Raw genomic sequence first — 25,693 nt, 5'->3', positions numbered from 1 at the left:
GCTGGGTCACCGCCTTTTACTGCCTAGACTTACCCTTTGGGTTTAAAAATGAGAGAAGCAAAAAATCCGAATGCGATCGCAGCCGATATACCCGCACTCGTAACCTCAAAAATCCCCGTTGCTACACCGATCAATCCATGTTGTTCGGCCTCGCTAATGGCTCCATGATACAAAGAGTGACCAAAGCTCGTGATCGGTACAGTCGCACCTGCGCCTGCGAAATCGATAAATTTGTCATACACGCCGATAAAATCGAGAAAAACTCCTGCCACGACCAGCGTACTCATGACATGAGCAGGCGTTAGCTTGCCAACATCAAGAAGGAGTTGACCCACTACACAAACCAATCCCCCTACGACAAAAGCAATCAGGTATTCCATTAGCTGCCTCCTTCAAGCGCGACCGCATGTGCGATGCACGGTATCGAATTTCCCTGCTGAGTGCTTACCGGGCTTAAAAGTGCTCCCGTGGCGCAAACCAATACATTTTTCAGTAAGCCACGGTTTAGCTGATCAATAATGTAGCTATACGTGACCACGGCACTGCTTGCGCAACCGCTCCCCCCTGAAAATACATCCTGATCTGGGGAGTAAATCATCAACCCACAATCATTGTAGACTTGATCCATGTCATATCCTTCGGTTAACATGAGCTCCTTTAGAATCGGGTACCCGACAGCAGCCAAGTCGCCAGTCACTATCAAGTCATAGGATTGTGGGGAGCGCCCCGTATCTTGAAAATGAGTCTGAATCGTCGATGCAGCAGCTGGAGCCATGGCCGTCCCCATGTCGAACGGATCTTTAATCCCCATGTCCACTACTTTTCCCATCGTCGCATATGTAATGCGTGGACCATTTCCCCCGATTCCAACCAATCCTGCACCTGCTCCTGTCACCGTCCACTGGGCACTTGGGGGCTTCTGTCCTCCGTATTCCGTGGGATAACGATACTGCCTCTCCGCTGTGGCATTGTGGCTACTGCAAGCAGCGATCGCCTTATTTGCATAGCCTGCGTTTACCAGAGCCGCTGCATTTGCCAGTGTGAGCATCGAGGTTGAGCACGCTCCGTACATGCCGAGTAGAGGCATCGCCAACTTTTCTGCTGTAAAGTTGGTCGTGATGTTCTGATTCAACAGGTCGCCAGCGAGAATGAGATCCACATCCTTGCCTGTGATGCCCGCCTTTTGCAACAAGGTATTGACTGCATCCTCCATCATCTGGCGTTCGGCGTCTTCCCATGTCTGTTGGCCTGCATACATATCGTCGTGAATTTTATCAAACAAGTGCGCCAGTGGTCCTTCGCCTTCTTTTGGTCCCACAGCAACTGCCGAGCTTTGCAGACGAACATTTTGATCAAAGTGCCAGGTTTGCCGATTGACTCGTTTCACTGGTTGATTGTTTGACACCCGCAGCCCTCCCTTAGAAAAGCATGTTGAACAGGCTCTTTATAATTCCCGCAATGAAAGCAGCAACAACTCCAAATACAATGACCGAACCAGCGAGCTTAAACATATTTCCGCCAACGCCGAGCACCAACCCTTCGCTCCGATGTTCGATGGCAGCAGAAGCGATCGAGTTGGCAAAGCCTGTAACAGGCACGGCTGATCCTGCTCCAGCATACTGCCCGATATTGTCATACACGCCTAATCCTGTAAGCAAAACGGATAGAAAGATAAGCGTCGCAACGGTCGGATTGCTTGCCGTTTTCTCCGTAAATCCGAAGAAGGTAATATACATATTTTGAATGGCCTGACCCAACAAACATATGGTCCCTCCTACCCAGAAAGCACGAAACGAGTTCAGCAGAACGTTTCGTTTGGGCTGGAACTTCGAAGCCTGCTGTTGATACAGTTGTTTGGTCATCTGCATCGATCCGGAATTTTTGGATTTTGTTTTGGTTGCCATGCCCTTTCACTCCCTGTGTATGCTTTCTTCCTATATCCTTCCTTTTTCTAAAGATGCCTATGAATAGTGGTATTTACCATTTCACAGATGGAGCAGCCATTGTAGTAAGGAACCCGTCACTTTTCCCAAAACGACGGCCATCAACAGAAAGAGAAGACTGCCATCCATGTGGATTCGCTTCGCTAATATCGGGAAGACATTCAGTACCTCCGTTAGGCCTGCGGCGAGTGTCCCCACAAATATCCCTGCAAATATCCCGTAAATCGAAGAAACAATCACCGGCAAATGAGCTCCCCAATGAAAAAAATCAATAAACGTAAAAAAAAGCGCTCCTGCCACCAAAGCCCATTCCAGCGAGCGGATATATCGTTGAGCATTCGTTAATTGTGTCAACCTAGGAATGATGTCCAGAACGGTAATAAACGCGACCAGCCCGCTCCCTACTGCAAGTCCTCCACCCAGCCCGATCAAAATAAGCAACAAGCACTTGATGACGCTCATTTCTTCGTCCGTTGGTTTTCCTTGTTTTCATTTTGTATGTAGTATTGATCCAGGCTTTGCTGATACATAAACAATTCAACTTCTAGCGGACTAGGTTCTTCGTTGATTTTTTTCTGGAAGATATGATTGAAAAACAGAATCATCCCCAAGCCGATTCCGATTGAATATGGAATTTGCATCCACAAGGGCTGATGACTTTTTTCACCTGTAATCAAATAGTAGATTCGTTCGTGAACCTGCATCATACTGACATCGGTATGGAAATTCATGATCGCCAATCCTGAGCCAATGAACAGCAGAAGCCACACCATCCCCACCAAAATCGGGTTTGCTTTCTTTCGTGGACTAAGCACCTCCACAATGATTTGGGGAGCACCCTGGACGTCCAGTTCCACGTCGGGATAGACTGAACGCAGCCTTTTAATCACCTGCATGATATCGATGATGATCAAATTGCCATCTTTTGGCTTTGCCTGGTAAATGGGCATCCGCTTTAACGCTTCCTCGCGCTCTCCATCCCAGTAAAGCTGGCAAATGTCCCCAAGCGTAATCATGGCTTGTGGCTTTACCGCCAATCGCTTTCTCAGGCGCAGAAACAACGCGTCTTTCATGGTACCTTCCCCTTCCATCACATACCTGATTATTCGCTAGTATGTGCCGAGGCACAAAACCCATGCAGATAAACGGAAATGACCGTTTATTTGCTGACTGCAGGTGGTCACCTTCTGTTTAATGAAAAGCGTCGAGTCGTTATACACAAAACAAAACACCCCAGCCACGTAGTGACTGGAGTGTTTGGATCTGTTAGTGCTCAATTTGGTCTTTGATCGTTTGCAAAATGCGCTTCTCGAGGCGCGATACCTGTACTTGCGAGATTCCCAGTCTCTCCGCTACTTCCGACTGCGTCTGATCTTTGTAGTAGCGCAGGTAGACAATGAGTTGTTCTCGCTCGCTCAATCGACTAATCGCATCCTTGAGCGCAATCTTTTCAAACCATTTGTTGACCCCTTCATCTGCAATCTGATCGATCAGTGTAATGGGGTCCCCATCATTTTCAAAAACCGTTTCATGGATGGAAGAAGGTGCCCGATTTGCCTCTTGGGCAAACACGACTTCTTCTGGTGTAATCCCCACCGCGTCCGCAACCTCAGCAATCGTGGGTGCGCGACCGAATTGCTTGTACAGCTCATCCTTTGTGCGTCGTACCTTATTGGCTGTTTCTTTGAGTGATCGACTTACCTTGACTGTACCGTCATCGCGTAAGAAGCGTTGAATTTCCCCGATAATCATCGGCACAGCATAGGTTGAGAATCGAACATCATAGGAGAGATCAAACTTGTCTACGGCCTTCAATAGGCCAATACAACCGATCTGAAACAAATCATCCGCTTCGTATCCACGGTTGATAAAGCGCTGGACGACGGACCAGACCAGCCGAATATTGCTGTTGACGAGAAGCTCGCGTGCCTCAGTGTCGCCAGCTTGGCTCTTGGCGATTAGCTCTTTTACTTGGTCATTGGTCAGAAATGGTTGACTCGCGTTTTTGATATCGGCACCCATTGGCACTACCCCTAATTTTGCAAGGCTTTGGCAAACGCCAGGCGTTTGGTGAGGCGGACAGTTGTTCCCTTACCCACAACCGTTGCCACTTCCAAAGAATCCATGAAATTCTCCATAATCGTAAAGCCCATCCCAGAGCGCTCCAGCTCCGGTTTCGTCGTATAGAGTGGCTGCATGGCCTGCTCCACATCCTCAATTCCACGTCCATTGTCTTCCACAATCAGATCAATGCTGTCCTCTTGAATTCGCACAGAGATCTGTACCACACCCTCTGGATTTTCGTCATAACCATGGATAATGGCATTCGTAACAGCCTCGGATATAACGGTTTTGATTTCTTCCAGCTCGTCCATCGTAATATCGAGTTGCGAAATGAAGGCTGCAACTGCTACACGTGCGAATGCTTCATTTTGGCTCAATGCTGCAAACGACACTGACATAAAGTTACGCTGTACCATCATTACGCCACCCCCAGAACATGCAAAGCATCCGCTTCATTTTCGCGAAACTTGATCACCTTGAATAACCCGGACATCTCAAATATTCGATAGATCGTTGGATTGATCGAGCAGACGTACATTTCTCCAGATCGGGCAGAAATCTGCTTGTATCTTCCCAAAATAACCCCGATACCCGAGCTGTCCATAAACGTCAAGTCAGCTAAACTCAGCACAATATGACGGATAGTAGAGGTACGCAAAAGATCATCCGCCTTCTTGCGCAACTCCTCTGCCGTATGATGATCAAGCTCACCCTGCAAACGGATCACAAGCACGTCCTGCCGTGTCTCCATCGCAACTCGTAAACTCATAGCTGCCACACTCCTTCTCCCTTGATAGAAACTCTCTTTCTTCCTCGGCGAAACCAATTCCTGCCAGCCGACAAAAGAACAAAAAAATCGAGCAGCCGCGCCATTCCATTCGGGGCAACTCGATTCTTTTCGCGCTCATGCTGTCTGTTAGTAGCTAATCAAAATGCTCTTGGTGGTTCGCTTGAGAATCTCCCACATGTTGGCTTTATCTACCTGATCTTCCGGGAACAGATCGATTCGATTTACTTCCTTGCCATCTTTTGTACGGATGAAAATGTGGCCGATTACTTGGTTCTTTGCTATCGGTGCGTGAACCGCTTCCTTGATGACAATTTCCTTCTGGAAGGTATCAGCCGATTCTCCTTTTTTCATCAACAAACTAACTGCATGGGGTGTCACCGCATTGATTTGCGATTTCTGACCCTTATCTACTACGAGTGTGCGCACAGGTTCTCCCTTTTTGTACATCGGCGTCACCTGAAAGTGCGTGAATGCGTAATTGAACATGGTCGATACTTCATTGTTGCGTGTTTTTACATCAGGCTCACCCAAAACGACTGCAATGACACGCATGTTGTGGCGTTTGGCAGTCGCTGTTAAACAGTATTTCGCTTCGCCTGTGTACCCTGTTTTCAAACCGTCCACCCCTTCATAAAAGCGCACCAGCTTGTTCGTATTCACAAGCCAGAAGGGGCTTTCTGTATCTTTTCGCAAGTAGTCTTGGTACGTACCAGTGAACTTCGTGATGCCTTCGTGTTTTAAGAGCTCGCGTGACATGATCGCAATGTCTCCTGCCGATGAGTAGTGATTCGCGGCAGGAAGTCCATTCGAGTTGACAAAATGCGTATTTTTCATGCCGAGCTGCTGTGCCCGTTCATTCATTCGCGTGACAAAACTCTCTTCCGTTCCAGCCAAGTGCTCAGCCATCGCTACAGAGGCATCATTCCCTGAGGCAATCGCAATTCCTTTCAACATGTCCTCTACCGTCATTTCTTCACCGGGCTGTAGAAAGATTTGCGACCCGCCCATCGATGCTGCTCTTTCACTTGTTCGAACCTTATCGGTAAGCTTAAGTTCTCCCCGCTCCACCGCTTCCATGATCAAAAGCATGGTCATTACTTTGGTGATACTGGCGGGTGGCATTTTTTCATTGGCGTTCTTTTCATACAAGACTGTTCCCGTATCTGCTTCGATCATCACTGCGGATGAAGCTTGTGGGGCAAAATGATTGTCACTCTTTTGCTGTCCAGCCTTTTCTCTGGCAATCGCCATCGGAGAAAAGATGGTAAAGCACATAAGGAAGCATAGAGCGAGGTATCCATTCCGTTTCATAGCAGTCTCTTCCCTCCATTCATGGTTTTATTCTCACCATCAGGAAAGGAAAATATTCACACAAAAACGGCAAGATTATCTTCTCGAAAGCGAAAAAATCCCTTCCGCTACTAGCAGAAGGGACACTTTCTTAAATGACGAATCGGCTCACATTTTGGGTTAGCTCATCCGCCATTTTTTTCAATTGCTCTACGTTTTCATTAATGCGTGCAATTGAATTCAATTGTTCATCCACAGTCTCTACCACACCTGAAATGGATTCACTAATTTCATCCGACATGGTGGCAAGACGTTGCATGGAGTTCGTCACTACCTGATTACCAGCCGCCATCTCTTCCGAGGTCGCCGTCATCGATTCGCTTTGCTCGGCAGCCGATTGAATCTCTGCCACGATATTATGGAAAGCGGTACCCACAGACTCTACTGACTGCAAGCCTCCACTCACCATGGTAACGATCTCGTCCATATGCTTGCTCATATCCATTGCCTCATCATTGATCGAATGGGCAATGGCAGCGATACGCTCAGAGAAGGAGCTGCTTTCCTCTGCGAGCTTGCGAACCTCGCTGGCTACAACTGAGAAGCCTCGTCCAGCATCTCCAGCACGCGCAGCCTCAATAGCTGCATTCAGCGCCAACAAATTCGTCTGTGATGCAATACTCGTAATCATTTCAACGATGCTCGTAATTTCACGAGCCCGCTCACGAAGACTGTGCATTTGCCCAGCAGTACGCTCTACCTCACTAGTGGCACGTCTTACCGTATTGATTACGTTCTCGACTAACTCCATACCGCCTTGCGCTCTCTCAAACGTACGAGTCGTGGCAACCGATGTAGATTCGGCAGCCACAGCAACCTGCTCAACACCTTCCGATATTTCCGAGACGGTATTAGCCGTTGCTTGCACTTCATTCGTCTGTGTAGAGACGCGTTGGGCAATCGTCGAAATATTATCCGTGATGACGTTAATGGCTCCCTTGTTTTCTTGCGCAAATAGAGTCAGCTCATCTGTCGCTACGTTCAGTTGAGTCGCTTGTCCTTGTACAAGGGCAATCAGCTTTCGGAGTTCAGCTGCCATGTCATTCATTTTGCGGCCAACCATAGCCAGCTCGTCATTTCCGTTTACTTTTACGTTGATATTAAAATGTCCCGCGCCGATTTGATCCATATCCTGCGCGATCGCAAACAGAGATAATCGAATCCGTTTCGCAAACCACCAGATCGCCCAAACCGAGAGTCCGATGATCGGCAAGCTGAAGAGTACGAAATACAGCCACATTCCGTCTACTTCACCATACACCTCGTCAGTTCCCGTAGACAAAACGACATTCCATTTCAACAAGGGAATCGGTGCAAAAGCAGCAAATGAATCAATTCCATGGTCCGAGTACAATAAGCTGTTACTTGTCTCCTGCTTCATCAGGGCCAGCATCTTTTCATAATCTTTGTCCCCAGCCAGCACGAGCTTGTTGTTGTTGTTCGGATTTTGATGGGCCACAACCAAACCATCTTGGCGAACGACAAATGCGTAGCCATTCTCCATGAAAGAGATCTCAGGAATCTTTTGAATCATTTGATCAATCGTAAAGCCAACAACGAACAACCGGCTTGTATCATCGGCCTTTTCCCCAATGGGTGTCGCAATATAAAGAAAACTCTTGTTGCTACCTTCAACGATTTCTTCATCAGAAACGACCAAAGATTTCGTGGTTAGCGCTCTTTGGAAGTATTGCTTTTGCTTAAAGTCAATCTCATTTGTTCCGGTCAAGGAATATAGGGATTTCCCAGTAGAAGTGTCGATCAGATAGATTCTGGATACTTCTTTATGCGCCTGACGCAATAGGGTAAATTGCTCCATGATAAGCGGTTGCAGCTCTGTCATCATCACACGTTTGGATGCTGCCGATTTGGTCGAGTTCACAATCGCTTTCAAGTCATCTTCCATGCTATTTGCATGCTGGTCAGCCAGCATTTTCGCTTGGTTAGAGGTTATGCTAAACAATGTTGATTTCGAAAAGGAAAGGGCTATGTATTGCAAAGAACCGATAATAATAAGTACAAGAATTAGACCAAACACAATCATCTTTGTGGCAAGTGAGCCTTTTAGCTTTTCCGATGCTACTTGGCTAGTCAGGTTCACTTTTTTTAAGAGATTGGATATTCCCTCCTTCTTTTTCCATCGTGGCGACAAAAATTTGCTCATGCTACTTGCCCCCTTTATCACTGCTACGATTTTCCAGTGCAAGAACTCCGAAAAAATACCCCTGAAAAAACTGCCTCTGGGTACAATACCCATTTTTTTCAGAGGTAAAACCTCCCTTATGAAGGGAAACGAGTTCCGGGCTGCACGAGTAGCCTCGGAACTCGCTATTTGTAATTGATTTAGTTATACAAATGACAAGCAGCGAAATGTCCTGGCTCTACTTCTTTCCACACAGGTACGGATGCAGCGCATTCCGGCATTGCTTTCGGGCAACGCGTACGGAAATGACAACCACTTGGTGGGTTCATTGGGCTAGGTACATCGCCTTGCAGTACAATTCGCTCACGGTTACGCTCAATTTCTGGATCCGGGATCGGAATCGCAGACAACAGCGCTTGCGTATACGGATGGAGTGGCTTTTCATACAAAGCATCACTTTCTGCCAGCTCAACCATTTTCCCCAGATACATAACCGCTACACGGTCGGAAATGTATTTTACCATGGACAAGTCATGCGCAATAAACATGTAGGTCAAGCCCATTTTTTCTTGCAGCTGTTCGAGCAGGTTTACAACCTGTGCTTGTACGGATACGTCCAAAGCAGAGATTGGCTCGTCACACACGATGAATTTTGGCTCTACTGCCAATGCACGGGCAATTCCGATACGTTGGCGCTGACCACCTGAAAACTCGTGTGGGAAGCGGTTCATATGCTCAGGATTCAAGCTCACCAAGGAAAGGAGCTCCTGAATGCGCTCTTTGCGCTTTTGACCAGATGCAAGGCCATGAATATCCAGTGCCTCGCCAATGATATCCCCGACTGTCATACGCGGATTCAACGAAGCGTAAGGGTCTTGGAAAATCATTTGCATGTTGCGGCGCATCGCCTTCATTTCCTGCTGGTTCAAATTCATGATGCTCTTTCCTTCAAACAGGACGTCCCCTTCAGTCGCATCATACAGTCTCAAGATGGTGCGACCAGCAGTGGACTTTCCACAGCCTGACTCTCCTACTACGCCCAGTGTTTCTCCACGTTTGATTTCAAACGAGATATCATTCACAGCTTTCAGCGTGTTATCGCCAATGGAAAAGAATTTTTTTAGATTGCGTACTTCAATCAAATTTTCACGTTTATCCACTGATATCCCTCCTTCTACGCACGGTTCTGAGCAAGCGGATGTTGAAGCCAACAAGCTGCTCGCTGAGTAGTGCTGATGTCGTTCAGCTCAGGATCGATCTCTTGGCACACACGCATCGCTGATTCGCAACGCGCAGTGAATCCACAGCCAACTGGCGGACGCAGAAGGTCTGGCGGCGTACCAAAAATCGGTGTCAGTGGCTCGTCACGGTTCAAGTCAAGACGTGGTACCGAGCGAAGCAAGCCTTTGGTGTAAGGGTGTTGCGGATTATAGAAAATATCGTCAACGGTTCCAGTCTCGATCACTTTTCCTGCGTACATAACGATTACGCGGTCACACATCTCGGCAACAACACCAAGGTCATGCGTGATCAAGATAATGGAAGTGCCTGTTTTCTTTTGCAATTCTTTCATCAGGTCCAAAATTTGCGCCTGAATCGTTACGTCCAAAGCTGTCGTCGGTTCATCTGCGATCAACAGCTTCGGTGAACAAGCGAGAGCAATCGCGATCATCGCACGTTGACGCATACCGCCAGAGAACTCGTGTGGATATTGCTCCACACGTTTCTCAGGTTGCGGAATACCAACCATAGTCAACAGCTCAATAGCACGATCACGTGCTGCAGCTTTCGACATGTTTTGGTGCTTGATCAAACCCTCGGTAATTTGGCTACCGATGGTCATCGTTGGGTTCAAGGAAGTCATTGGATCTTGGAAAATCATCCCGATATCTTTACCGCGGATCGATTCCATCTCTTTTTTCGACTTCTTGACGATATCCTCGCCATTGAAGAGAATTTGTCCCTTTTTAATTTCACCTGGAGGCATAGGAATCAGCTTCATGAGGGTTTGAGCGGTTACGGATTTACCGCAACCGGACTCCCCTACAATCGCTACAGCCTCTCCGCGGTTGACGTGAAAATTCACACCGCGGACTGCTTTTACTTCACCTGCATACGTATGGAAGGATACGTGCAGGTCTTTTACATCAAGAATGCGTTCCATAACGACTATCCCTCCTATTTACGCAGGCGTGGGTCTACTGCATCGCGCAGACCGTCACCGAACAAGTTAAATGCCAAGATGGTCAATGAAATAAAGATTGCCGGGAATGTCAGACGCCATGGATAGTACTTCATGGCCGGCAAGCCCTCATTGGACATCGTTCCCCACGATGCAATCGGAGCCGAAACCCCTAACCCGATAAAGGACAAGAAGGATTCTGCGAAAATCGCGGAAGGTACAGTCAAGCTCAATGTTACGATGATTGGACCCAAAGCATTAGGAATCAAGTGTTTGAAGATCAGACGGTTAGCGTCAGCACCAAGGGAGCGCGCTGCCAGTACAAACTCTTGGTTTTTCAATTGAAGGATCTGACCACGCACAATCCGGGCCATACCGATCCATCCCGTTATCGTTAAAGCAATAATAATCGTTCCGACACCAGGCTCTAACACAACCATCAACAAAATAACAACCAGCAGGTAAGGAATCGCAAACAGGATATCCGCGATACGCATCATCATTTCATCGACTCTGCCACCATAGAAACCTGCGATACCGCCCCAGATCACACCAATGATCAGATCGATAAACGCTGCGGCAAGACCTACTTGCAGAGAGATACGTGCACCGTACCAGATTCGCTCAAATACGTCACGACCCAAGTCATCTGAACCAAACCAGTGTTCAGCAGATGGCTTCTTGTTCTTCCCAGCCAAATCGGTCGTAAAATAATCTTGTGGAGTAAGCCACGGAACCACAATGGCACATACGATCAAGGCAATAATAAAGATCATGGAAGCCATTGCAACTTTATTCATTCTCATACGGCGCCAAACGTCAGACCAGAAAGAGAGACTAGGGCGCTTGATTGATTCTGCTTGACGAAGGTCAACGGAAATTGGCTCAAAATGTTCTTTTGTCAAGTTTTGCACGTGTCATTACTCCTTTCCTGCGTCCGAAAGTTTGATCCGTGGGTCTACCAAGGTGTATGCGATGTCAACAATCAGAATCATCACAACCAGGATAATAGAGTAGAACACGGTCGTACCCATGATTACCGTATAGTCGCGGTTTGTAATGGACAATACGAATTCGCGACCAAGACCAGGAACACCGAAAATACGTTCAATAACGAATGCACCTGTCAAAATACCGGCAATCAGTGGACCCAGGTAAGTAACAACTGGCAAGAGCGCATTACGAATTGCGTGTTTTACTGTAATGGCAACAGTGTGCAATCCTTTTGCTTTTGCAGTTTTGATGTAATCTTGACCCATAACTTCAATCATATTGGAACGCGTCAAACGCGCGATAAATGCCATCGGTGATGCGGCGAGTGCCAATGAAGGAAGGATGGTGTACTCGAATCCTTCCCATTTCGCGATTGGAAACCAGCCCAATTGAATAGCGAAAATGTATTGGTAAAAGGACGCCAAAATAAAGCTTGGTACCGATAATCCCAAAACAGCGATAACCATTGCAGAATAGTCTTGCCATCTATTATGGTTTAGTGCTGCGATAACCCCTAACGTAATTCCACCAAAGATAGCGAGCAATAAAGCTTGTGCTCCCAAGTGAGCAGAAACAGGGAAACCACGATTAATCATGTCGTTAACATTCGAAGATTTCTCCGTAAACGACGGACCGAGATCCCAAGTTACTACACCTTTTAAATATTCAAAGTATTGTTCATGCAACGGCAGGTTCAGCTTGTACTTTGCCTCTAGTGCTGCCTTAATTTCCGGCGGGACCTGCTTCTCGGATGTAAATGGACCACCTGGTACTGCTTTCATGATGAAGAAGGTGGCCGTTACAATTAAGAAGAGCGAGATGAGCATAAAAATGATGCGCTTACCGAGATAACGGATCAACTAACTTACCCCCTTGGTAGATTTTTGATTGCTTTCACGTCCCATCTTTACACTGCGGAACGCTGCCGACACAGTGTAAAAATCGGCTGTGTAAATAACCCTTAGATCTCTTGCAATAAAGCTTCTCTCTCTATTTTCTCTTTGCTGGCAATCATGCCAGCTGGTATTTATGGGAAGGGCTTGCATAGCAGAGGGCATATGTGCAACCACATACCCTCTGCTGCAAATCCCGTTTCCTTCGTTATGAAATTACTCGATGTACGCGCCTTTCCAATCCACATCACCTAGGCCCGTTTGGTGAACACCTTTGACCTCTGGTTTCTGTACCCAAGATTGTGTGTACCAGTAAATTGGCATGATTGGCATTTCATCCATCAGAATCTGCTCCGCATCTGCCAAAATTTTCTTACGTTTCTCGAGGTCGGATTCCTTAGCGGATTGGTTCAACAACTCTTTATATTTTGCATTTTCCCAACGTGTATCGTTGTTTCCACCCATTTTATCCTTGAAGAGTTCCAAGAAGTTGATTGGGTCATTGAAGTCACCCAGCCAGCCCATCCGTCCAATCTGGAAGTTACCCTCATGCATATCTTCCAGGTAAACCTTCCATTCTTTATTCTCGAGTTTCACATCTACGCCGAGATTTTTCTTCCATTGGTCTTGGATGGCCTCAGCAATCTTCTTGTGAGCCTCAGATGTATTGTAGGATAAGGTAATCGCTGGCAACTTGCTCATGCCAACCTCTTTCAGTCCCTCTTCCAAAAGCTTTTTCGCATTTTCTAGATCCTTGTCTTTGAAATAGCCATTTGGATTCAGTACCATGGATGGAGGTACAGCGCCTGTTGCCGGGATTTGACCCGTTTGGAGAATGTTGTCGATCAAGGCTTGTCGATCGATCGAGTAGGCAAATGCTTTTCTTACTTTAATGTTATTAAATGGCGGCTTTTCGGTATTGAACTTGTACCAATACGTACCCGCGATTGGATTGGTTTGAATCTTGCCTTGCTCTTTCAATGCTGAAATCGCATCTGTTGGCAAAGCACTCATCGGTGCGCCAGCCCAATCGATTTCGCCATTTTCGAACATGGAGAGCTCTGTATTTTCGTCTTCTACCATGGAGAATTCGATTTTTTCGAGCTTTACATTGTCTTTATCCCAGTAATTTTCGTTCTTCACGAGCACCATCTTGCTCTTGTGCTCCCAAGATTCGATTTTGAAAGGACCGTTACCGACGTGCGAGCTTGCTTCGCCTGCCCACTTCGGATTTGCATCCAGTACTTTTTTGTTAACTGGGAAGTAAGTACGGAATGCGAGTAATTCCAGGAAGTATGGAGTCGGATTCTCCAGCTTAACTTCCAGCGTTTTATCGTCAAGTGCCTTCACGCCTACTTCATCAAGCTTTGCTTCGCCCTTATTTGCTTTTTCGCCATTCTTCACGTAGTACAGCTGATATGCGTAGTTGGAAGCTGTTTTTGGATCGAGAGCACGCTTCCAAGCATACTCAAAGTCATGTGCTGTTACAGGATCACCATTGCTCCATTTCGCTTCTCTGATTTTAAATGTGTAAGTGAGCTTATCATCAGAGACGGTATAGCTCTCAGCAGCAGCTTCATGCGGCTTGTCATCGGTTCCAATGCGGGTCAAGCCATCAAAGGTTGCCAAGATAATCGCGCCTGAAGTCGTGTCCTCTGCGAGCCCTGGATCAGTTGTAGGTGGCTCCGAGTGCAGGTTCATCTTTAAAACTTGTGGCTTCTTCTCAGCAGCTGGTGTTGCAGGCTGTGAAGGTGCTGGTGTACCTCCTGCCGGTGGAGCGGCAGTTTGTTGTCCTCCTCCGCACCCTGCCAGGGCGGTTCCTAATACAGCAATCGAGCTCACAAGTGCAAACACATTCTTTTTCAACGCAATAACCCCCAGTACGTTTTTCTTTTTTGTCTTTTTTCTGAAAATAAAGGACGAAAAAAAAACGAAAACTATACGAAGCTGCTTGACTTCGGCTGGAAGGCATCAACCCCTTTCATTGCAGGGTCACCTCGTCGTCTTGAACGAAAGAGAAGGTGTCTTTGTACTGCTTCAGTTCCAGTGAAACATCCGCAGCTGCAATTCCTTCAATTTGAGAGAGTCGTTCATTGACAAAGGTGATCAGCTCATCATTACTATGGAAACACGCTTGGATAATCAAGTCGTGCTTACCGCTATAAGCGCCTACAAAGCGTACTGCAGAAAATTTGCTTAATTTTTCTGCCACTTCTTTCTGCAAACCTAACTTTGTGGTTAACCCGATGATAGCCTGCACATGTAATCCTAATTTCTCTGGATCGGGTTGTATTACGAATTGGAAGACTCCGTCTTGTAAAAGGCGAGTGATACGTGATCGAATCGTTCCTTCACTTACGCCTAGCTGATGGGCGATTTCTGTATATGGGATACGCCCATCTTCATGGAGAATTTGCAGAATCTGTCTGTCGACATGGTCCAGCTTTTTCATAAATACGATTTTCTGGGAACCTCCATCATTTTTTTACGAATTTCGCAACAATCTTTTACAAACAGTCTAATACAATAAAAGTAATCGGAAATGATAGCGGTGTCAACGAAATTTGACAAGTAGAATAATAAAACTTTATAAAGTCAATCCGAACAGTAAAATATTTTTTATATAATAAAAAAACGACTTACATCTTACTATTGAATATGAAAAACTAGATTTAATCAACAATATTTTTTCGAGAAACTGTATTTTTACTCATAAAACAAGGCGTGCTCATGTGCTGTGCACGCCTTGTTTTATTTGATTGATCAACTAACATCCTACAATCTATGCTTCGATAATTTTATAGATCAACGGTCGTTCTCCGTCGATTGCCGTCGAAATCTGGAAGGCACCTTCCATTTCTTTCAACGCATTTTTCAGAAGTTGGTCTTCGTTGGCATGGATGGTGACCAAAACTTCTCCAGCCTTCACCTGATCCCCACGTTTTTTGTGCAGAACGAGACCTACTGCCAAGTCAATTGGCATTTCTTTTGTCAATCTGCCAGCCCCCAGGACAACAGAAGCATGACCGATCGCTTCCGCATCAATCGCACTTACAAAGCCGTCCTGTTCGGCTGTAACGGTATGAATGATCTTTGCTTGAGGCAGACGAGACAAATCATAGACGTCCTGCTTATTGCCGCCTTGAGCTTCTACCATTTCCGCCAGTTTATCTACTGCCTTTCCGGAAGCCATCAGGTCTTCGAGCTTCTTGCGTCCTTCTTCCACATCACCAACGAGGCCCCCCATTACAAGCATACGGGAACCAATAGACAACACTAGCTCGGTCAAATCGCGTGGACCTCTACCTGCAAGTGTCTCCACCGCTTCTTTCACTTCCAGTGCATTGCCCACAGCAAAGCCAAGCGGCTGGTTCATATCGCTGATAACCGCCACCGTTTTACGTCCTACTTGGCTGCCGATTGCAACCATCGCATTTGCTAACGTTTCTGCCTCTTCAATGCTTTTCATGAAAGCGCCCTTCCCTACTTTTACGTCAAGCAGGATGGCATCTGCTCCAGCCGCAATCTTCTTGGACATAATGGAGCTTGCAATCAACGGCACAGCCTCTACAGTAGCTGTCACGTCACGTAGAGCATACAGCTTCTTATCGGCAGGTGTCAGATTGCCAGACTGTCCAATTACGGACACGCCAATATCACGCACCTGCTGCAAAAATTGCTCGCGTGTGCGCTCTACTTCAAAACCTGCGAAGGACTCCAGCTTGTCGATGGTGCCTCCTGAGTATCCAAGGCCTCTTCCAGACATTTTTGCCACAGGAATACCCGCTGCCGCTACCAGTGGCGCAACAACAAGAGTAGTTTTGTCCCCTACTCCGCCTGTACTATGCTTGTCTACCTTAATTCCTTGCAGAGAAGACAGGTCAAGCTGTTCGCCTGACCCTGCCATTGCCAAGGTTAGATCTCCCGTCTCTCTCGCCGTCATGCCACGGAAAAAGACTGCCATTGCCCATGCAGACATTTGGTAGTCGGGAATACTTCCATCTGTATAGCCTGTCACCAGAAATTGAATCTCTTCTGTTGTCAGTTCTCCGCCATCACGTTTTTTGGCGATCATATCGACCATACGCATTGTTAATCCCTCCGAATCCGTTACTTACAATTTGGCTACGATACCGTTGACCAGAGCCAAGAATTGAGATTTTACCTTCTCTGTTGTTTCCATAACTTCATCATGGGACAGAGGCTGTTCCAAAATCCCTGCTGCCATGTTGCTAATGCACGAAATACCGAGCACCTTCACACCCATGTGTCGTGCCACGATTACTTCTGGTACAGTTGACATCCCTACAGCATCCCCGCCCAACAGACGAAGCATACGGATTTCCGCAGGAGTTTCGTAGGAAGGGCCTAGCAGACCTGCGTATACACCTTCACGAAGCTGTATTCCTTGTTCAGACGCAACTTCATGAGCGAGCTTGCGGAGCTGTTTGGAATAAGCCTCAGACATATCCGGGAAACGCGCTCCCAGTTGTTCATCATTTGCACCGATCAACGGATTGCGGAACGTCATGTTGATGTGATCCGAAATCAGCATGAGGTCGCCTGGATTGTAGCCTTCGTTAATTCCGCCAGCCGCATTGGTCACCATAATAATCTCTACGCCAAGCAGCTTCATGACACGGATTGGGAAAACAACAGCATCCAGTCCGTGCCCCTCATAAAAGTGGAAACGACCTTGCATGGCAACGACTTGTTTGCCTTGCAGCTTACCAATCACGAGTTGTCCTTTGTGGCCGACAACCGTGGACACAGTGAAGCCAGGGATTTCATGATAAGGAATGATCACTGGATTTTCGATTTCATCTGCCAATACACCAAGCCCTGATCCGAGTACGAGACCAATGGTTGGTTTTTCTGTCAATTTCGGTTCGATATATGCTACTGCGTCATGGAAATTTGCCAATTTAACTCTCTCCTTTTTTGTGTTTCTTCTATTATATAAATGTTTATTTTTACTTTACCTTTATAAACGATTCAGGAAGCTCTTCCCAATCACGGGAGCAGTTACTCCAAAATTGTCTGCGATGGTCGCACCCAAGTCCGCAAATGTCTCGCGGATACCCAAATGTTGTCCAGCTTGAATACCCTTGTGATAAGCAAGCAACGGAACGTATTCTCTGGTATGGTCGCTGCCATGATGTACAGGATCGTTACCATGGTCTGCCGTGATTACCAGCAAATCATTTTCTTGTAGCGCTTCCAAAAGCTCTGGAATACGAGCGTCGAACTCCATTAATGCATGACCATACCCTTCTGGATCACGGCGATGACCGAACTTCGCATCGAAGTCCACGAGATTGACAAAGGAAAGGCCCGTAAACGATTGTTTCATCGTGCCCAAAATTTGATCTACACCATCCATATTATCTTTGGTACGGATAGATTGGGTAACACCCTCTTCTGCGTAGATGTCGCTGATTTTGCCAATGGCAATAGAAGCAAGACCAGCATCTTGCAGACGATTCATGACTGTCGGAGCAAATGGTTTCACGGAATAATCATGACGATTTGCTGTGCGGCTAAAATTGCCTGGCTGCCCAACAAATGGACGCGCGATCACACGAGTAACTGCGAATTCATCACGAAGCGTCAACTCACGGGCTACCTCGCAAATATGGTACAGCTCTTCAAGCGGAACGATCTCTTCGTGTGCTGCCACCTGGAATACACTATCCGCAGATGTATAGACAATCACTGCACCCGTTTTCATATGCTCTTCGCCAAGCTCGTCGAGAATGTCTGTTCCAGAAGCGACTTTGTTCCCGAGCACCTTGCGACCGATACGCTGCTCAAATTCCGAGATCAACTCTTGGGGAAATCCGTCTGGATACGTGTTAAACGGAGTAGACACATGCAGTCCCATGATTTCCCAGTGACCCGTCGTCGTATCTTTCCCCATGGAGATTTCCTGCATTTTCCCATAATGGGCCATAGGAGCTGCTACTGGTTCAACGTTTTGTAGTGGTGCTATATTTCCCAAACCCAATTTTTCCAGGTTGGGCAATGAAAATCCTGCCACTCGTTCCGCAATATGACCTAAGGTATTCGCTCCTGCATCATTGAACTTAGGGGCATCAGGTTGTTCGCCAATCCCTACGCTGTCCATGACGATCAGAAAAACTCGAGAATATTGCATCTTAACGCCTCCTGTTTACCAGTCATTCATTTTCTATCATCAAGTCGTCAGACGTCTGACCTGATTCAGAAAATTTTTCTCCGCCCGACAATCAGGCGGAGTCGATCGTTTTTTCATACTCATGCTCGCGGATGTGTCTTGGCATAGATATCCTTAATCCGCGTTCTGGTTACATGTGTGTAAATCTGGGTGGTTGAAATATCAGCATGCCCAAGCATCTCTTGAACAGAGCGCAAATCGGCTCCATTTTCCAATAAATGAGTGGCAAAAGAGTGGCGAAGCGTATGGGGTGTAATCTCAGCACGGATGTTTGATTTTTGGGCATATCGCTTAATAATTTTCCAAAAACCTTGCCGCGTAATTTGTTTGCCCAAGTGATTCAGAAATAATGCAGTATCGCCAGTTCCTTTTACCATCTTGGGGCGCCCTGCCTGCAAATAGTGGCGAACCATTTGAATGGCAACTGAGCCTAACGGAATGATTCGCTCTTTTGAGCCTTTTCCCAAGCATTTGACAAAGCCCATATCCAGATTCACATCAGCACTATCCAGATTGACTAACTCCGAGACACGAATGCCTGTCGCATATAAGAGCTCAAGCATTGCCTTGTCCCGCAGCCCGGCAGGATGATTGACAGGAGGACTTTCCAAAAGACGTTCCACTTCCTCAACAGAGAGCACTTTCGGCAAGCGTTTCTCGATCTTCGGTGTTTCCAGATGGATGGATGGGTCTTTGTCTATGTATTTATCCCGAATGAGAAACTGATAAAACGCCCGTATCGATGCCATGTTGCGAGAAAGCGTTGCTGTAGCACGTCCTTTTTCCCGTAAAACAAGTAAGTACCCAATGATGTGCGTCCGAGTAGAATCCTCTACGCGAGTGACACCTTGCTCTTGTAAATACGAGGTAAAGGCCACCATATCCCGTTGATAGGATTCCAGGGTATTTCTCGATAACCCTTTCTCCACAGTCAGGAAATGAATAAACTGATCAATCAGACTGTCCATGAAGCTGTCCCCTTCTAGCTGATAAGTATCTTGTATTGCTTTCCACAAAGAAAAAGAAACTCCTGCTTCTCCAGATAAAAAACTCAAACCTGCATTACTCTCCCGTTAAAAAAAAGAGCTGTAGTCGTGCAACATATCCGTCAAAATCCTGTGTCTGAGAGGTATTGATCACTTTTACTACCTTCACCGCGTTACCATGCGGTTCATGATATGGGTTTGCCGGGAGAAATTTGTCTGCTAGCAACGTAATGATGCCATAGGAGAGCAAGGTACAGGTAATGAATAGAAGCAAAAAACGAAGCCCCTCCATCAAGCGGCGATAAGAGACCTTCATCCGTAAGCCTCCTTACAGACTTTCTTTCATTTATATGCACTTGTCCCCTACTCCATTCGAATCGATCCTCTCTTAGGATTCCACAGGAATAGGTCTGCCATTACAAAAGCTCCCAAGGAAAAAAGAAAAACTTCTCCGTTCCCAGAGAAGTCGACTTTATTTGAAGTCCTCCACGTTCACTTTATCTACACAACGATTGCAGATCCCGTAGAAGGTCAATCGGTGGTCGGTAATATAAAAGTTGTAAACATTCTTGACTTTTTCTTCTGCTGTGACAAGCAGATCTTCAAAAATTTCATCCACCGTACCGCAATTAAGGCAAATGAGGTGATGATGGTGATAGGCAGCATTATCATCACGAAGATCGTAACGAGCTACGCCATCGCCAAAATTCATTTTATGAAGGATCTTCAGTTCGCTCAACAGCTCTAATGTCCTGTATACGGTTGCAAGCCCGATTTCCGGTGCTTTATCCTTCACCAGCAAGTAAACATCTTCCGCACTCAAATGATCTTCTTCATTCTCCAACAACACGCGAACAGTGGCTTCACGCTGTGGTGTCAGCTTGTAGTTTTGTGAATGCAACTGCTGCTTAATTTTCTCTAATTTTTCTTCCAACATTAATGCCCCTCCCCGCTCGCATGAAACCTGTTCCTATTATAGTAGAGGGGCATCGAATAAGTCAAATGCATAAGTTCTTACCTGAGAATTATTCTTAATTAAGTACGAGCTGCATCAGCCTTGGGGAGATGAAGGTTTCAAACAAGGCTGCAATCGTCAATACCGCCAGCATGCTAAGAACAAGAACGGTATAGCCCATAAAATGCGGCATGATAACATCCCTTTTACTTAGCACTCTCGTCCGTATGAGTCGAAGCGAGAACGAAATTCCGCTGACACCTACAATAAAAAGGGCAGGGACGACTAATAAATTTTGCGGGAGAACACCCACCATGGCAAATGTTACCCCTTGCCATTGGAGCTGACTCACCAAAAAACCAACAGTGAAACCAACCACGACTCCTTTTAAGAAGAGCATCAACAAAATCATAGGCAACCCAATAATGGATAATCCCAGCACCCACATGATCGCTATGGTTTTGGCATAATGACCAAACGCCTGCTGAAAATGGGCACTGGTCTCAGGGATGCCATCACTGCCAAGACTGTTGAAAAAATATTGCAGAAAACCGTACAGCTCCTGCTTCTGTGATAATGGCAATGAATTGACGAGGACGGCTCCGAAAATAATGCCCATCGTAAACAGGACGATCGTGAACCAGTAGAGTGACTGATGCTCTCTCGCATAGGATTGGATAGTTTGTCCGACTCGTGAACGCACGCTTCGTCGCCTCCCGCTTGGCTGATTACTGTACAGCTTATGCGGACGAGTTCCACCCTATGACAACCTACATCGGGACGATCTTTCCGTAAGTACCGGCGCCGCCCTTTTGAATGGAGAGCTTTCCCTCTCGTGCTTGTACGATAAGTGAAGCGATTTTCTCGCCGACCACATGGGTGAGCTCTTCTTCAGTCGCACGATGCAGCACGTTCATCTGTGTACCAAACGACCGATACAGCTTATCCAATAATTTCGGACCAACTCCCGGAATGAATTCCAACGGGATTTGCTCGATATAAGGAGGACGGAACGTCGGATGCTGGCCAACCTCTACATCCGCCAGCTGATCAATGCGCGCTGCAACCCCTCGCACAATTCGTTGAAAGCCGCATTCCGGACATTTGCCTGAGGCATCCGCCGCGAGTAAGGACTGGCACCCTTGGCAAGCCGTTTGATGATACTTTCCAAGCTCGGGATGCAGACCATAATTCACATGAACCCCTCTTCCACCGTTGCGCTTAATCGCTTTCACCCACTCTACGAAGGACCGCTCTTGCATATGCATCGCTTGATATTCCCGGCCTATCTTCGCCAGAGAATGGGCATCTGAGTTTGTGAGAAAGGTTTTGTCATGGAGCTCGGATATGCGGTCCGCCATAGTAGTATTGGCGCTCAATCCGAGCTCAACCGCATACACAAGCGAAGGATCAAGCACTTCGGCCATCGAATCTGTACAACTTCCGTACATCCCTTTATGTGGCGTAAAAATATGGGCCGGGATCATAAGGCCCTGCAATTGGTGGACACAGGCTTGCAATTCCCTTAGTGAGGTGTAAATACGCTGAGAGCTTAATTGCACATTTTTGCAGTGTTCAGACAGCCATGCGGTAAATTGCTTCATTTCTTGCAGCTTCGGCAAATAAACGAGAAAATGAGCTGCACCACGTCCTGGCTCTTTGATTTCTACTTCGCACCCCAAGATTAACAACGTATCTTTGTAGGAAATTCCTCCATCCTCCTGTTCAGTCGCTAATCCCTTTTCCAACAGATCTACCAGCTCATCCTGAACCTCCGGCGAATGTGCATCGATAATTCCGATGACATCCATCCCTTTTTTATCTGAGGCCTCCTCCAAAATTTTGGTGAGAGTCATTTGGCGAGAAGCCGTTATTTTCACAGGTTTACCCGTCCACGTACCACCGATGTGAATATGCATGTCACAAAAATACGAGGTAAGCATGGTACTAGCGACGCTCACGCAGCATTTTGTTTTCCCATGCAAACAATGCCACTACTGTCTTGGCATCTCGAATTTCTCCACTTTGATGCAGAGCATGTGCTTCCTCCAGTGTCACTTCCAGCACATCAACGAACTCATCCTCGTCCGGCTTGCTTTCTCCTTTTTTCAAACCAGTAGCCACAAAAACATGCAATATTTCATCCGCGAAGCCTGGCGATGTGTAAAAAGAGCTAAGCGGTGTGTACTGACTCGCAACGTAGCCTGTCTCTTCCTCCAGCTCGCGAATTGCACATGCGAGCGGCTCTTCCCCTGGCTCCAGTTTTCCCGCTGGGATTTCTACAATCGTACGCTCCAATGGCTTGCGGAACTGTCGAACCACAACCATTTTGTTATCATCTGTTATCGGCAATACAGCAACCGCTCCTTGGTGATTCACGATTTCTCGCTTCGCTGTGTTGCCATTTGGCAGAAGTACCTCATCTACCTTGACCTTGATAATTCTTCCGTCATAAATCGGTTGACTCGAAATGGTTTTTTCATATAAGTGATCATATTTACTCACGGTCGTCATCATCCTTTTTTCGTGAAGTCGTTCTAAATCGTCGATTCCCTCCATAAGTTGGGAGCATAGAGCTTGTCCACCTTATTGTATCGGAGGAGATCATGAATGAAAACATATGTTAGCGAAAAGCAATTGCGTATGGTAGGGAAAGCTTGGGAGATCAAGGCTGCGCTTCGTTCCTGGTCAAATAAAGACGCAACCCTTCAAGAGTACTTGCTGAGACGGGCAAATGCGGGACGTCGTTAACGGTTTGGACGATATAGCCCAGACTGTTTCCTACAAAATCGGCTGCCATCCATGCCGTTTGAAAAGGCGCAGGGTCCTCTTGCCAATTTCGCCCCATTGTAGAAAAGGACAAGCCATACCCCTTTTCCAGTGATGCCAGTTCTGACAGGTCTGGGACTTTTCCCTTGATGAAAATGTGCTTCTCCCCAACTTCTATTGTCTTCATTTGCCGCGAAAGGATTTCATCTCTTTCATCCCCGAAAATCGGGATTGTAACCAGAGCAGGGCAAAGAGCAAATCTGTTTACGATCGATACGGTATGGTGACTGACACCGTAATGTCTGGCACGTTGGTCCCCAAAGCTGATTCTGGGAATAAAAAAGGGTATTCCTCCAAGAGTGGATACGGCATGAATGACCTCAGCTAACTGAATTCCCGAGAAGCCATAAGATGTACCCGTACCTGCTACCCCAGGTCCCAGCATACAAATAATGATATCGGCATGCTCTACATGGCGTGCTGCCAATAAGCCACTATGAATCGTCAAAGACTCACGATCTCCGCCCCACGCATGACCAGTCGTCACTGTCGCATCCAAGCCCCCGATTGCTTTTAATAGATGGACGTGCTGGCTCAAGGCAATCGGCAAAGATGCGCCGTCCGGCATCACATATACGATACGGGCATTTGGATTTTTTTTACGCAGGGCAAGGACAGCAACCGGTAGAAGACTGTGCAGCTCGCTGATCAAAACAGGGGTACCTTCCAAGGATAAGTCTTCTTGCAGAAACAAATGGTGGTAAGGACTGGCCTGTTCTTCTACCGAATCAACCGCAAGCTGCCATGGCGAATAGCGCATTTTCATGACATGCCCCCACTCATTCGGAAGGACATCCGTTTCCTCTGGTTGTGTGACCTTTCCTACTACAAAGTGATAACCGCCTGTCCCCAATTCAAGGCGAACAGCGGTTATATTAATCAAAAGTAAATCGCCACTTTTATAATCCTCCTGCAAAAAAGACAGCACTCTCTCCATTTTGAATCCCGCAACCGATTCTATCCGAACTTCGAGTAGCTGCATCCCTTTTTGCTTTTCCAGAACTTTTTGGACCGTCCCTACCACCAAACGGAGCACTCAGCCTCCCCCTTTCATTCCTGACTCGTCCCCGAGCTTTCTATTCAGTCTATGATGAACAGTGGTTGTCTCAATCATGCAAACAAGTAAACGAACGAACAAAAAGGCCGGAACCCCTCGCAAGGAGATTCCGACCTCTTTTGGTTACTCTTGTACTTCTGCAATAACAGCAAGCACCAGCTCAGCCGCTTTGTTCAATTCAGCGATTGGCATGCGCTCGTTTTTTGTATGGATTTCTTCATAGCCAATGGCAAAGTTTACGCTTGGCACGTTGTAGCCGTTAAATACGTTACCGTCGCTTCCGCCACCGCTTGCAACCAGCTCAGGATTGCGGTCTACACGTTTAACCGCCGCAATCGCTTTTTGTACAACTGGCGTTTCTTCGTTGAATTTGTAGCCGTGGTACATAAAAATAACCTCATTTTCGCAAGTCGCACCCATCTCAGCTGCCACTTCTTCAAATGCTGTTGTCATTTTCTTCACTTGCGCTTCCAACTTGTCCATTACCAAGCTGCGAGCCTCGGACCAAATTTCCACATAATCCGTTACGATATTGTACGCTTTTCCACCTTCAAAGCGACCGATGTTTGCTGTTGTGTCTGCATCGATACGGCCCAACGGCATACGGGAAATAGCTTTACTAGCAACCGTTATAGCACTGATGCCATCCTCTGGATTCACACCTGCATGCGCTGCTTTGCCGTGGATTTTGGTTACGATGCGGTATTGACCAGCACCAGCTACTGTAATTTTTCCGACTGGACCTTCTGAATCGAGGATGAAGCCCATTTCTGCCTTCAGCAGGCTGGAATCCATTGCGCGGGAGCCAACAAGTCCGGACTCTTCTCCCACAGTCAATACAACTTGGATCGTTGGATGTGGCAGGTTTTGCTCTTTCAAGCTGCGAATACCTTCAAAGATCGCCGCGATTCCTGCTTTGTCATCTGCACCGAGGATCGTTGTTCCATCAGAATAAATGTAGCCATCGCGAATTTGAGGCTTGATTCCGTTTCCTGGTACGACCGTATCCATATGGCTGCTAAACAGGATGGTTGGACCTTTTCCAGTTCCCTCCAACGTTGCGATCAGATTGTTGGCACCATGTCCGGTTTTCGCTGCTGCGTCATCCTCTTCTACGGTAAAGCCCATCTCAATCAGCTTTTTTTTGAGAACCTTGTTGATCTCTGCTTCGTTCTTCGTTTCACTGTCAATCTGGACGAGCTCCAAAAATTCATTTAACAAACGCTCTTGGTTGATCGTACTCACACTCGTTACCTCCTGATTGTACTGCCCGATTTTGGTACATATTCACAAGTTCCAGTATACCGCAAAA

The 25,693-nt window shown here is 46.8% G+C and carries 27 protein-coding genes and 1 pseudogene; 1 reads left to right on the top strand and 27 read right to left on the bottom strand.

Annotated features, from left to right (window positions below; translation table 11 throughout):
• Positions 1–29 precede the first annotated feature (29 nt).
• From spoVAE to HP401_RS01595, 25 genes are all read right to left on the bottom strand, one after another.
• Complete coding sequence (gene spoVAE / locus HP401_RS01715) at positions 30–380, bottom strand: stage V sporulation protein AE (protein WP_007724093.1); 351 nt, start codon at positions 378–380, stop codon at positions 30–32.
• Complete coding sequence (gene spoVAD, locus HP401_RS01710; protein ID WP_173603844.1) at positions 380–1,405, bottom strand: stage V sporulation protein AD; 1,026 nt, start codon at positions 1,403–1,405, stop codon at positions 380–382. Before spoVAD ends, spoVAE begins: the two co-directional genes overlap by 1 nt.
• Before the next feature lie 13 nt (positions 1,406–1,418).
• Positions 1,419–1,904 carry a stage V sporulation protein AC gene (gene spoVAC, locus HP401_RS01705; protein ID WP_041749384.1) on the bottom strand — a complete coding sequence of 162 codons (486 nt, stop codon included), beginning with the start codon at positions 1,902–1,904 and terminating at the stop codon, positions 1,419–1,421.
• An 81-nt stretch (positions 1,905–1,985) separates the two neighbouring features.
• The gene (locus HP401_RS01700) at positions 1,986–2,405 is read right to left on the bottom strand and encodes a stage V sporulation protein AB (protein WP_012686088.1); all 420 of its coding nucleotides are present in this window, start codon (positions 2,403–2,405) and stop codon (positions 1,986–1,988) included.
• Entirely contained in the window at positions 2,402–3,016 is a 615-nt protein-coding gene (locus HP401_RS01695; protein ID WP_173603843.1) for a stage V sporulation protein AA, read from the bottom strand. The genes HP401_RS01700 and HP401_RS01695 overlap by 4 nt, the downstream gene beginning before the upstream one ends.
• Positions 3,017–3,209: 193 nt before the next feature.
• The gene (sigF, locus tag HP401_RS01690; protein WP_005827375.1) at positions 3,210–3,965 is read right to left on the bottom strand and encodes an RNA polymerase sporulation sigma factor SigF; all 756 of its coding nucleotides are present in this window, start codon (positions 3,963–3,965) and stop codon (positions 3,210–3,212) included.
• Between the two features lie 11 nt (positions 3,966–3,976).
• Positions 3,977–4,426 carry an anti-sigma F factor gene (gene spoIIAB, locus HP401_RS01685; RefSeq protein ID WP_007724107.1) on the bottom strand — a complete coding sequence of 150 codons (450 nt, stop codon included), beginning with the start codon at positions 4,424–4,426 and terminating at the stop codon, positions 3,977–3,979.
• Positions 4,426–4,776 (bottom strand): anti-sigma F factor antagonist, encoded by a 351-nt coding sequence (spoIIAA, locus tag HP401_RS01680; RefSeq protein ID WP_007724108.1) that lies wholly within the window; start codon positions 4,774–4,776, stop codon positions 4,426–4,428. The genes spoIIAB and spoIIAA overlap by 1 nt, the downstream gene beginning before the upstream one ends.
• Positions 4,777–4,923: 147 nt before the next feature.
• A complete protein-coding gene (locus tag HP401_RS01675) occupies positions 4,924–6,108 on the bottom strand; it encodes a D-alanyl-D-alanine carboxypeptidase family protein (RefSeq protein ID WP_173603842.1) in 1,185 nt (394 codons plus the stop codon).
• A gap of 130 nt (positions 6,109–6,238) precedes the next feature.
• Positions 6,239–8,311 (bottom strand): methyl-accepting chemotaxis protein, encoded by a 2,073-nt coding sequence (locus HP401_RS01670; RefSeq protein ID WP_173603841.1) that lies wholly within the window; start codon positions 8,309–8,311, stop codon positions 6,239–6,241.
• 179 nt (positions 8,312–8,490) lie between these two features.
• Complete coding sequence (locus HP401_RS01665) at positions 8,491–9,450, bottom strand: ABC transporter ATP-binding protein (RefSeq protein WP_064199932.1); 960 nt, start codon at positions 9,448–9,450, stop codon at positions 8,491–8,493.
• A 14-nt stretch (positions 9,451–9,464) separates the two neighbouring features.
• Positions 9,465–10,454 carry an ABC transporter ATP-binding protein gene (locus HP401_RS01660; RefSeq protein WP_012686081.1) on the bottom strand — a complete coding sequence of 330 codons (990 nt, stop codon included), beginning with the start codon at positions 10,452–10,454 and terminating at the stop codon, positions 9,465–9,467.
• A 14-nt stretch (positions 10,455–10,468) separates the two neighbouring features.
• The gene (locus HP401_RS01655; protein ID WP_016739968.1) at positions 10,469–11,386 is read right to left on the bottom strand and encodes an ABC transporter permease; all 918 of its coding nucleotides are present in this window, start codon (positions 11,384–11,386) and stop codon (positions 10,469–10,471) included.
• A gap of 6 nt (positions 11,387–11,392) precedes the next feature.
• The gene (locus HP401_RS01650; RefSeq protein WP_016739967.1) at positions 11,393–12,325 is read right to left on the bottom strand and encodes an ABC transporter permease; all 933 of its coding nucleotides are present in this window, start codon (positions 12,323–12,325) and stop codon (positions 11,393–11,395) included.
• 249 nt (positions 12,326–12,574) lie between these two features.
• On the bottom strand, positions 12,575–14,224 hold the full coding sequence (locus HP401_RS01645; protein WP_173603840.1) for a peptide ABC transporter substrate-binding protein: 1,650 nt from the start codon (positions 14,222–14,224) through the stop codon (positions 12,575–12,577).
• A gap of 115 nt (positions 14,225–14,339) precedes the next feature.
• Positions 14,340–14,810, bottom strand: coding sequence for an Lrp/AsnC family transcriptional regulator (locus tag HP401_RS01640; RefSeq protein ID WP_012686077.1), 471 nt, complete (start codon positions 14,808–14,810; stop codon positions 14,340–14,342).
• Positions 14,811–15,140: 330 nt separating this feature from the next.
• Positions 15,141–16,448 carry a pyrimidine-nucleoside phosphorylase gene (locus HP401_RS01635; RefSeq protein WP_173603839.1) on the bottom strand — a complete coding sequence of 436 codons (1,308 nt, stop codon included), beginning with the start codon at positions 16,446–16,448 and terminating at the stop codon, positions 15,141–15,143.
• 24 nt (positions 16,449–16,472) lie between these two features.
• Positions 16,473–17,282, bottom strand: a complete 810-nt coding sequence (locus HP401_RS01630) for a purine-nucleoside phosphorylase (protein WP_173603838.1) — start codon at positions 17,280–17,282, stop codon at positions 16,473–16,475.
• A 60-nt stretch (positions 17,283–17,342) separates the two neighbouring features.
• Entirely contained in the window at positions 17,343–18,515 is a 1,173-nt protein-coding gene (deoB, locus tag HP401_RS01625; protein ID WP_173603837.1) for a phosphopentomutase, read from the bottom strand.
• 119 nt (positions 18,516–18,634) lie between these two features.
• Entirely contained in the window at positions 18,635–19,522 is an 888-nt protein-coding gene (gene xerD / locus HP401_RS01620; RefSeq protein WP_012686073.1) for a site-specific tyrosine recombinase XerD, read from the bottom strand.
• A gap of 94 nt (positions 19,523–19,616) precedes the next feature.
• Positions 19,617–19,856 carry a YqzK family protein gene (locus HP401_RS01615; protein WP_012686072.1) on the bottom strand — a complete coding sequence of 80 codons (240 nt, stop codon included), beginning with the start codon at positions 19,854–19,856 and terminating at the stop codon, positions 19,617–19,619.
• A 156-nt stretch (positions 19,857–20,012) separates the two neighbouring features.
• A complete protein-coding gene (fur, locus tag HP401_RS01610; RefSeq protein ID WP_007720739.1) occupies positions 20,013–20,477 on the bottom strand; it encodes a ferric iron uptake transcriptional regulator in 465 nt (154 codons plus the stop codon).
• Positions 20,478–20,571: 94 nt separating this feature from the next.
• Positions 20,572–21,198, bottom strand: a complete 627-nt coding sequence (gene spoIIM, locus HP401_RS01605) for a stage II sporulation protein M (RefSeq protein ID WP_016739960.1) — start codon at positions 21,196–21,198, stop codon at positions 20,572–20,574.
• 67 nt (positions 21,199–21,265) lie between these two features.
• Complete coding sequence (locus HP401_RS01600) at positions 21,266–22,438, bottom strand: endonuclease Q family protein (protein ID WP_173603950.1); 1,173 nt, start codon at positions 22,436–22,438, stop codon at positions 21,266–21,268.
• Positions 22,439–22,442: 4 nt separating this feature from the next.
• Positions 22,443–23,000: an NUDIX domain-containing protein gene (locus HP401_RS01595; protein WP_012686069.1), complete on the bottom strand. Its 558-nt coding sequence runs from the start codon at positions 22,998–23,000 to the stop codon at positions 22,443–22,445.
• A gap of 105 nt (positions 23,001–23,105) precedes the next feature.
• On the opposite strand from HP401_RS01595, the pseudogene mciZ reads away from it, so the two are divergent.
• Positions 23,106–23,162 (top strand): annotated as a pseudogene (mciZ, locus tag HP401_RS35675) (Z-ring formation inhibitor MciZ); the annotation flags it as partial.
• Here the strand turns inward: mciZ and HP401_RS01590 are convergent.
• Positions 23,161–24,360: a DUF3866 family protein gene (locus tag HP401_RS01590; protein WP_173603836.1), complete on the bottom strand. Its 1,200-nt coding sequence runs from the start codon at positions 24,358–24,360 to the stop codon at positions 23,161–23,163. The pseudogene mciZ and the gene HP401_RS01590 sit on opposite strands and share 2 nt — an antisense overlap.
• 144 nt (positions 24,361–24,504) lie before the next feature.
• Positions 24,505–25,626 carry a M20/M25/M40 family metallo-hydrolase gene (locus HP401_RS01585; protein WP_173603835.1) on the bottom strand — a complete coding sequence of 374 codons (1,122 nt, stop codon included), beginning with the start codon at positions 25,624–25,626 and terminating at the stop codon, positions 24,505–24,507.
• Positions 25,627–25,693: the final 67 nt, after the last annotated feature.

It is taken from the genome of Brevibacillus sp. HB2.2 (genome assembly GCF_013284275.1).
GTDB classification, from domain to species: Bacteria; Bacillota; Bacilli; order Brevibacillales; family Brevibacillaceae; genus Brevibacillus; species Brevibacillus brevis_D.
Note: the sequence above shows the minus strand (reverse complement) of the source record. Positions and strands in the feature narration are given on the sequence as shown.

Excerpts from the sequence above, each read along its gene's own strand:
- spoVAE (WP_007724093.1), bottom strand. The coding sequence starts at position 380 with ATGGAATACCTGATTGCTTTTGTCGTAGGGGGATTGGTTTGTGTAGTG.
- spoVAC (WP_041749384.1), bottom strand. The coding sequence starts at position 1,904 with ATGGCAACCAAAACAAAATCCAAAAATTCCGGATCGATGCAGATGACC.
- HP401_RS01700 (WP_012686088.1), bottom strand. The coding sequence starts at position 2,405 with ATGAGCGTCATCAAGTGCTTGTTGCTTATTTTGATCGGGCTGGGTGGA.
- HP401_RS01695 (WP_173603843.1), bottom strand. The coding sequence starts at position 3,016 with ATGAAAGACGCGTTGTTTCTGCGCCTGAGAAAGCGATTGGCGGTAAAG.
- sigF (WP_005827375.1), bottom strand. The coding sequence starts at position 3,965 with ATGGGTGCCGATATCAAAAACGCGAGTCAACCATTTCTGACCAATGAC.
- spoIIAB (WP_007724107.1), bottom strand. The coding sequence starts at position 4,426 with ATGATGGTACAGCGTAACTTTATGTCAGTGTCGTTTGCAGCATTGAGC.
- spoIIAA (WP_007724108.1), bottom strand. The coding sequence starts at position 4,776 with ATGAGTTTACGAGTTGCGATGGAGACACGGCAGGACGTGCTTGTGATC.
- HP401_RS01675 (WP_173603842.1), bottom strand. The coding sequence starts at position 6,108 with ATGAAACGGAATGGATACCTCGCTCTATGCTTCCTTATGTGCTTTACC.
- HP401_RS01670 (WP_173603841.1), bottom strand. The coding sequence starts at position 8,311 with ATGAGCAAATTTTTGTCGCCACGATGGAAAAAGAAGGAGGGAATATCC.
- HP401_RS01660 (WP_012686081.1), bottom strand. The coding sequence starts at position 10,454 with ATGGAACGCATTCTTGATGTAAAAGACCTGCACGTATCCTTCCATACG.
- HP401_RS01640 (WP_012686077.1), bottom strand. The coding sequence starts at position 14,810 with ATGAAAAAGCTGGACCATGTCGACAGACAGATTCTGCAAATTCTCCAT.
- HP401_RS01635 (WP_173603839.1), bottom strand. The coding sequence starts at position 16,448 with ATGCGTATGGTCGATATGATCGCCAAAAAACGTGATGGCGGAGAACTG.
- deoB (WP_173603837.1), bottom strand. The coding sequence starts at position 18,515 with ATGCAATATTCTCGAGTTTTTCTGATCGTCATGGACAGCGTAGGGATT.
- xerD (WP_012686073.1), bottom strand. The coding sequence starts at position 19,522 with ATGGACAGTCTGATTGATCAGTTTATTCATTTCCTGACTGTGGAGAAA.
- HP401_RS01615 (WP_012686072.1), bottom strand. The coding sequence starts at position 19,856 with ATGAAGGTCTCTTATCGCCGCTTGATGGAGGGGCTTCGTTTTTTGCTT.
- fur (WP_007720739.1), bottom strand. The coding sequence starts at position 20,477 with ATGTTGGAAGAAAAATTAGAGAAAATTAAGCAGCAGTTGCATTCACAA.
- HP401_RS01600 (WP_173603950.1), bottom strand. The coding sequence starts at position 22,438 with ATGCTTACCTCGTATTTTTGTGACATGCATATTCACATCGGTGGTACG.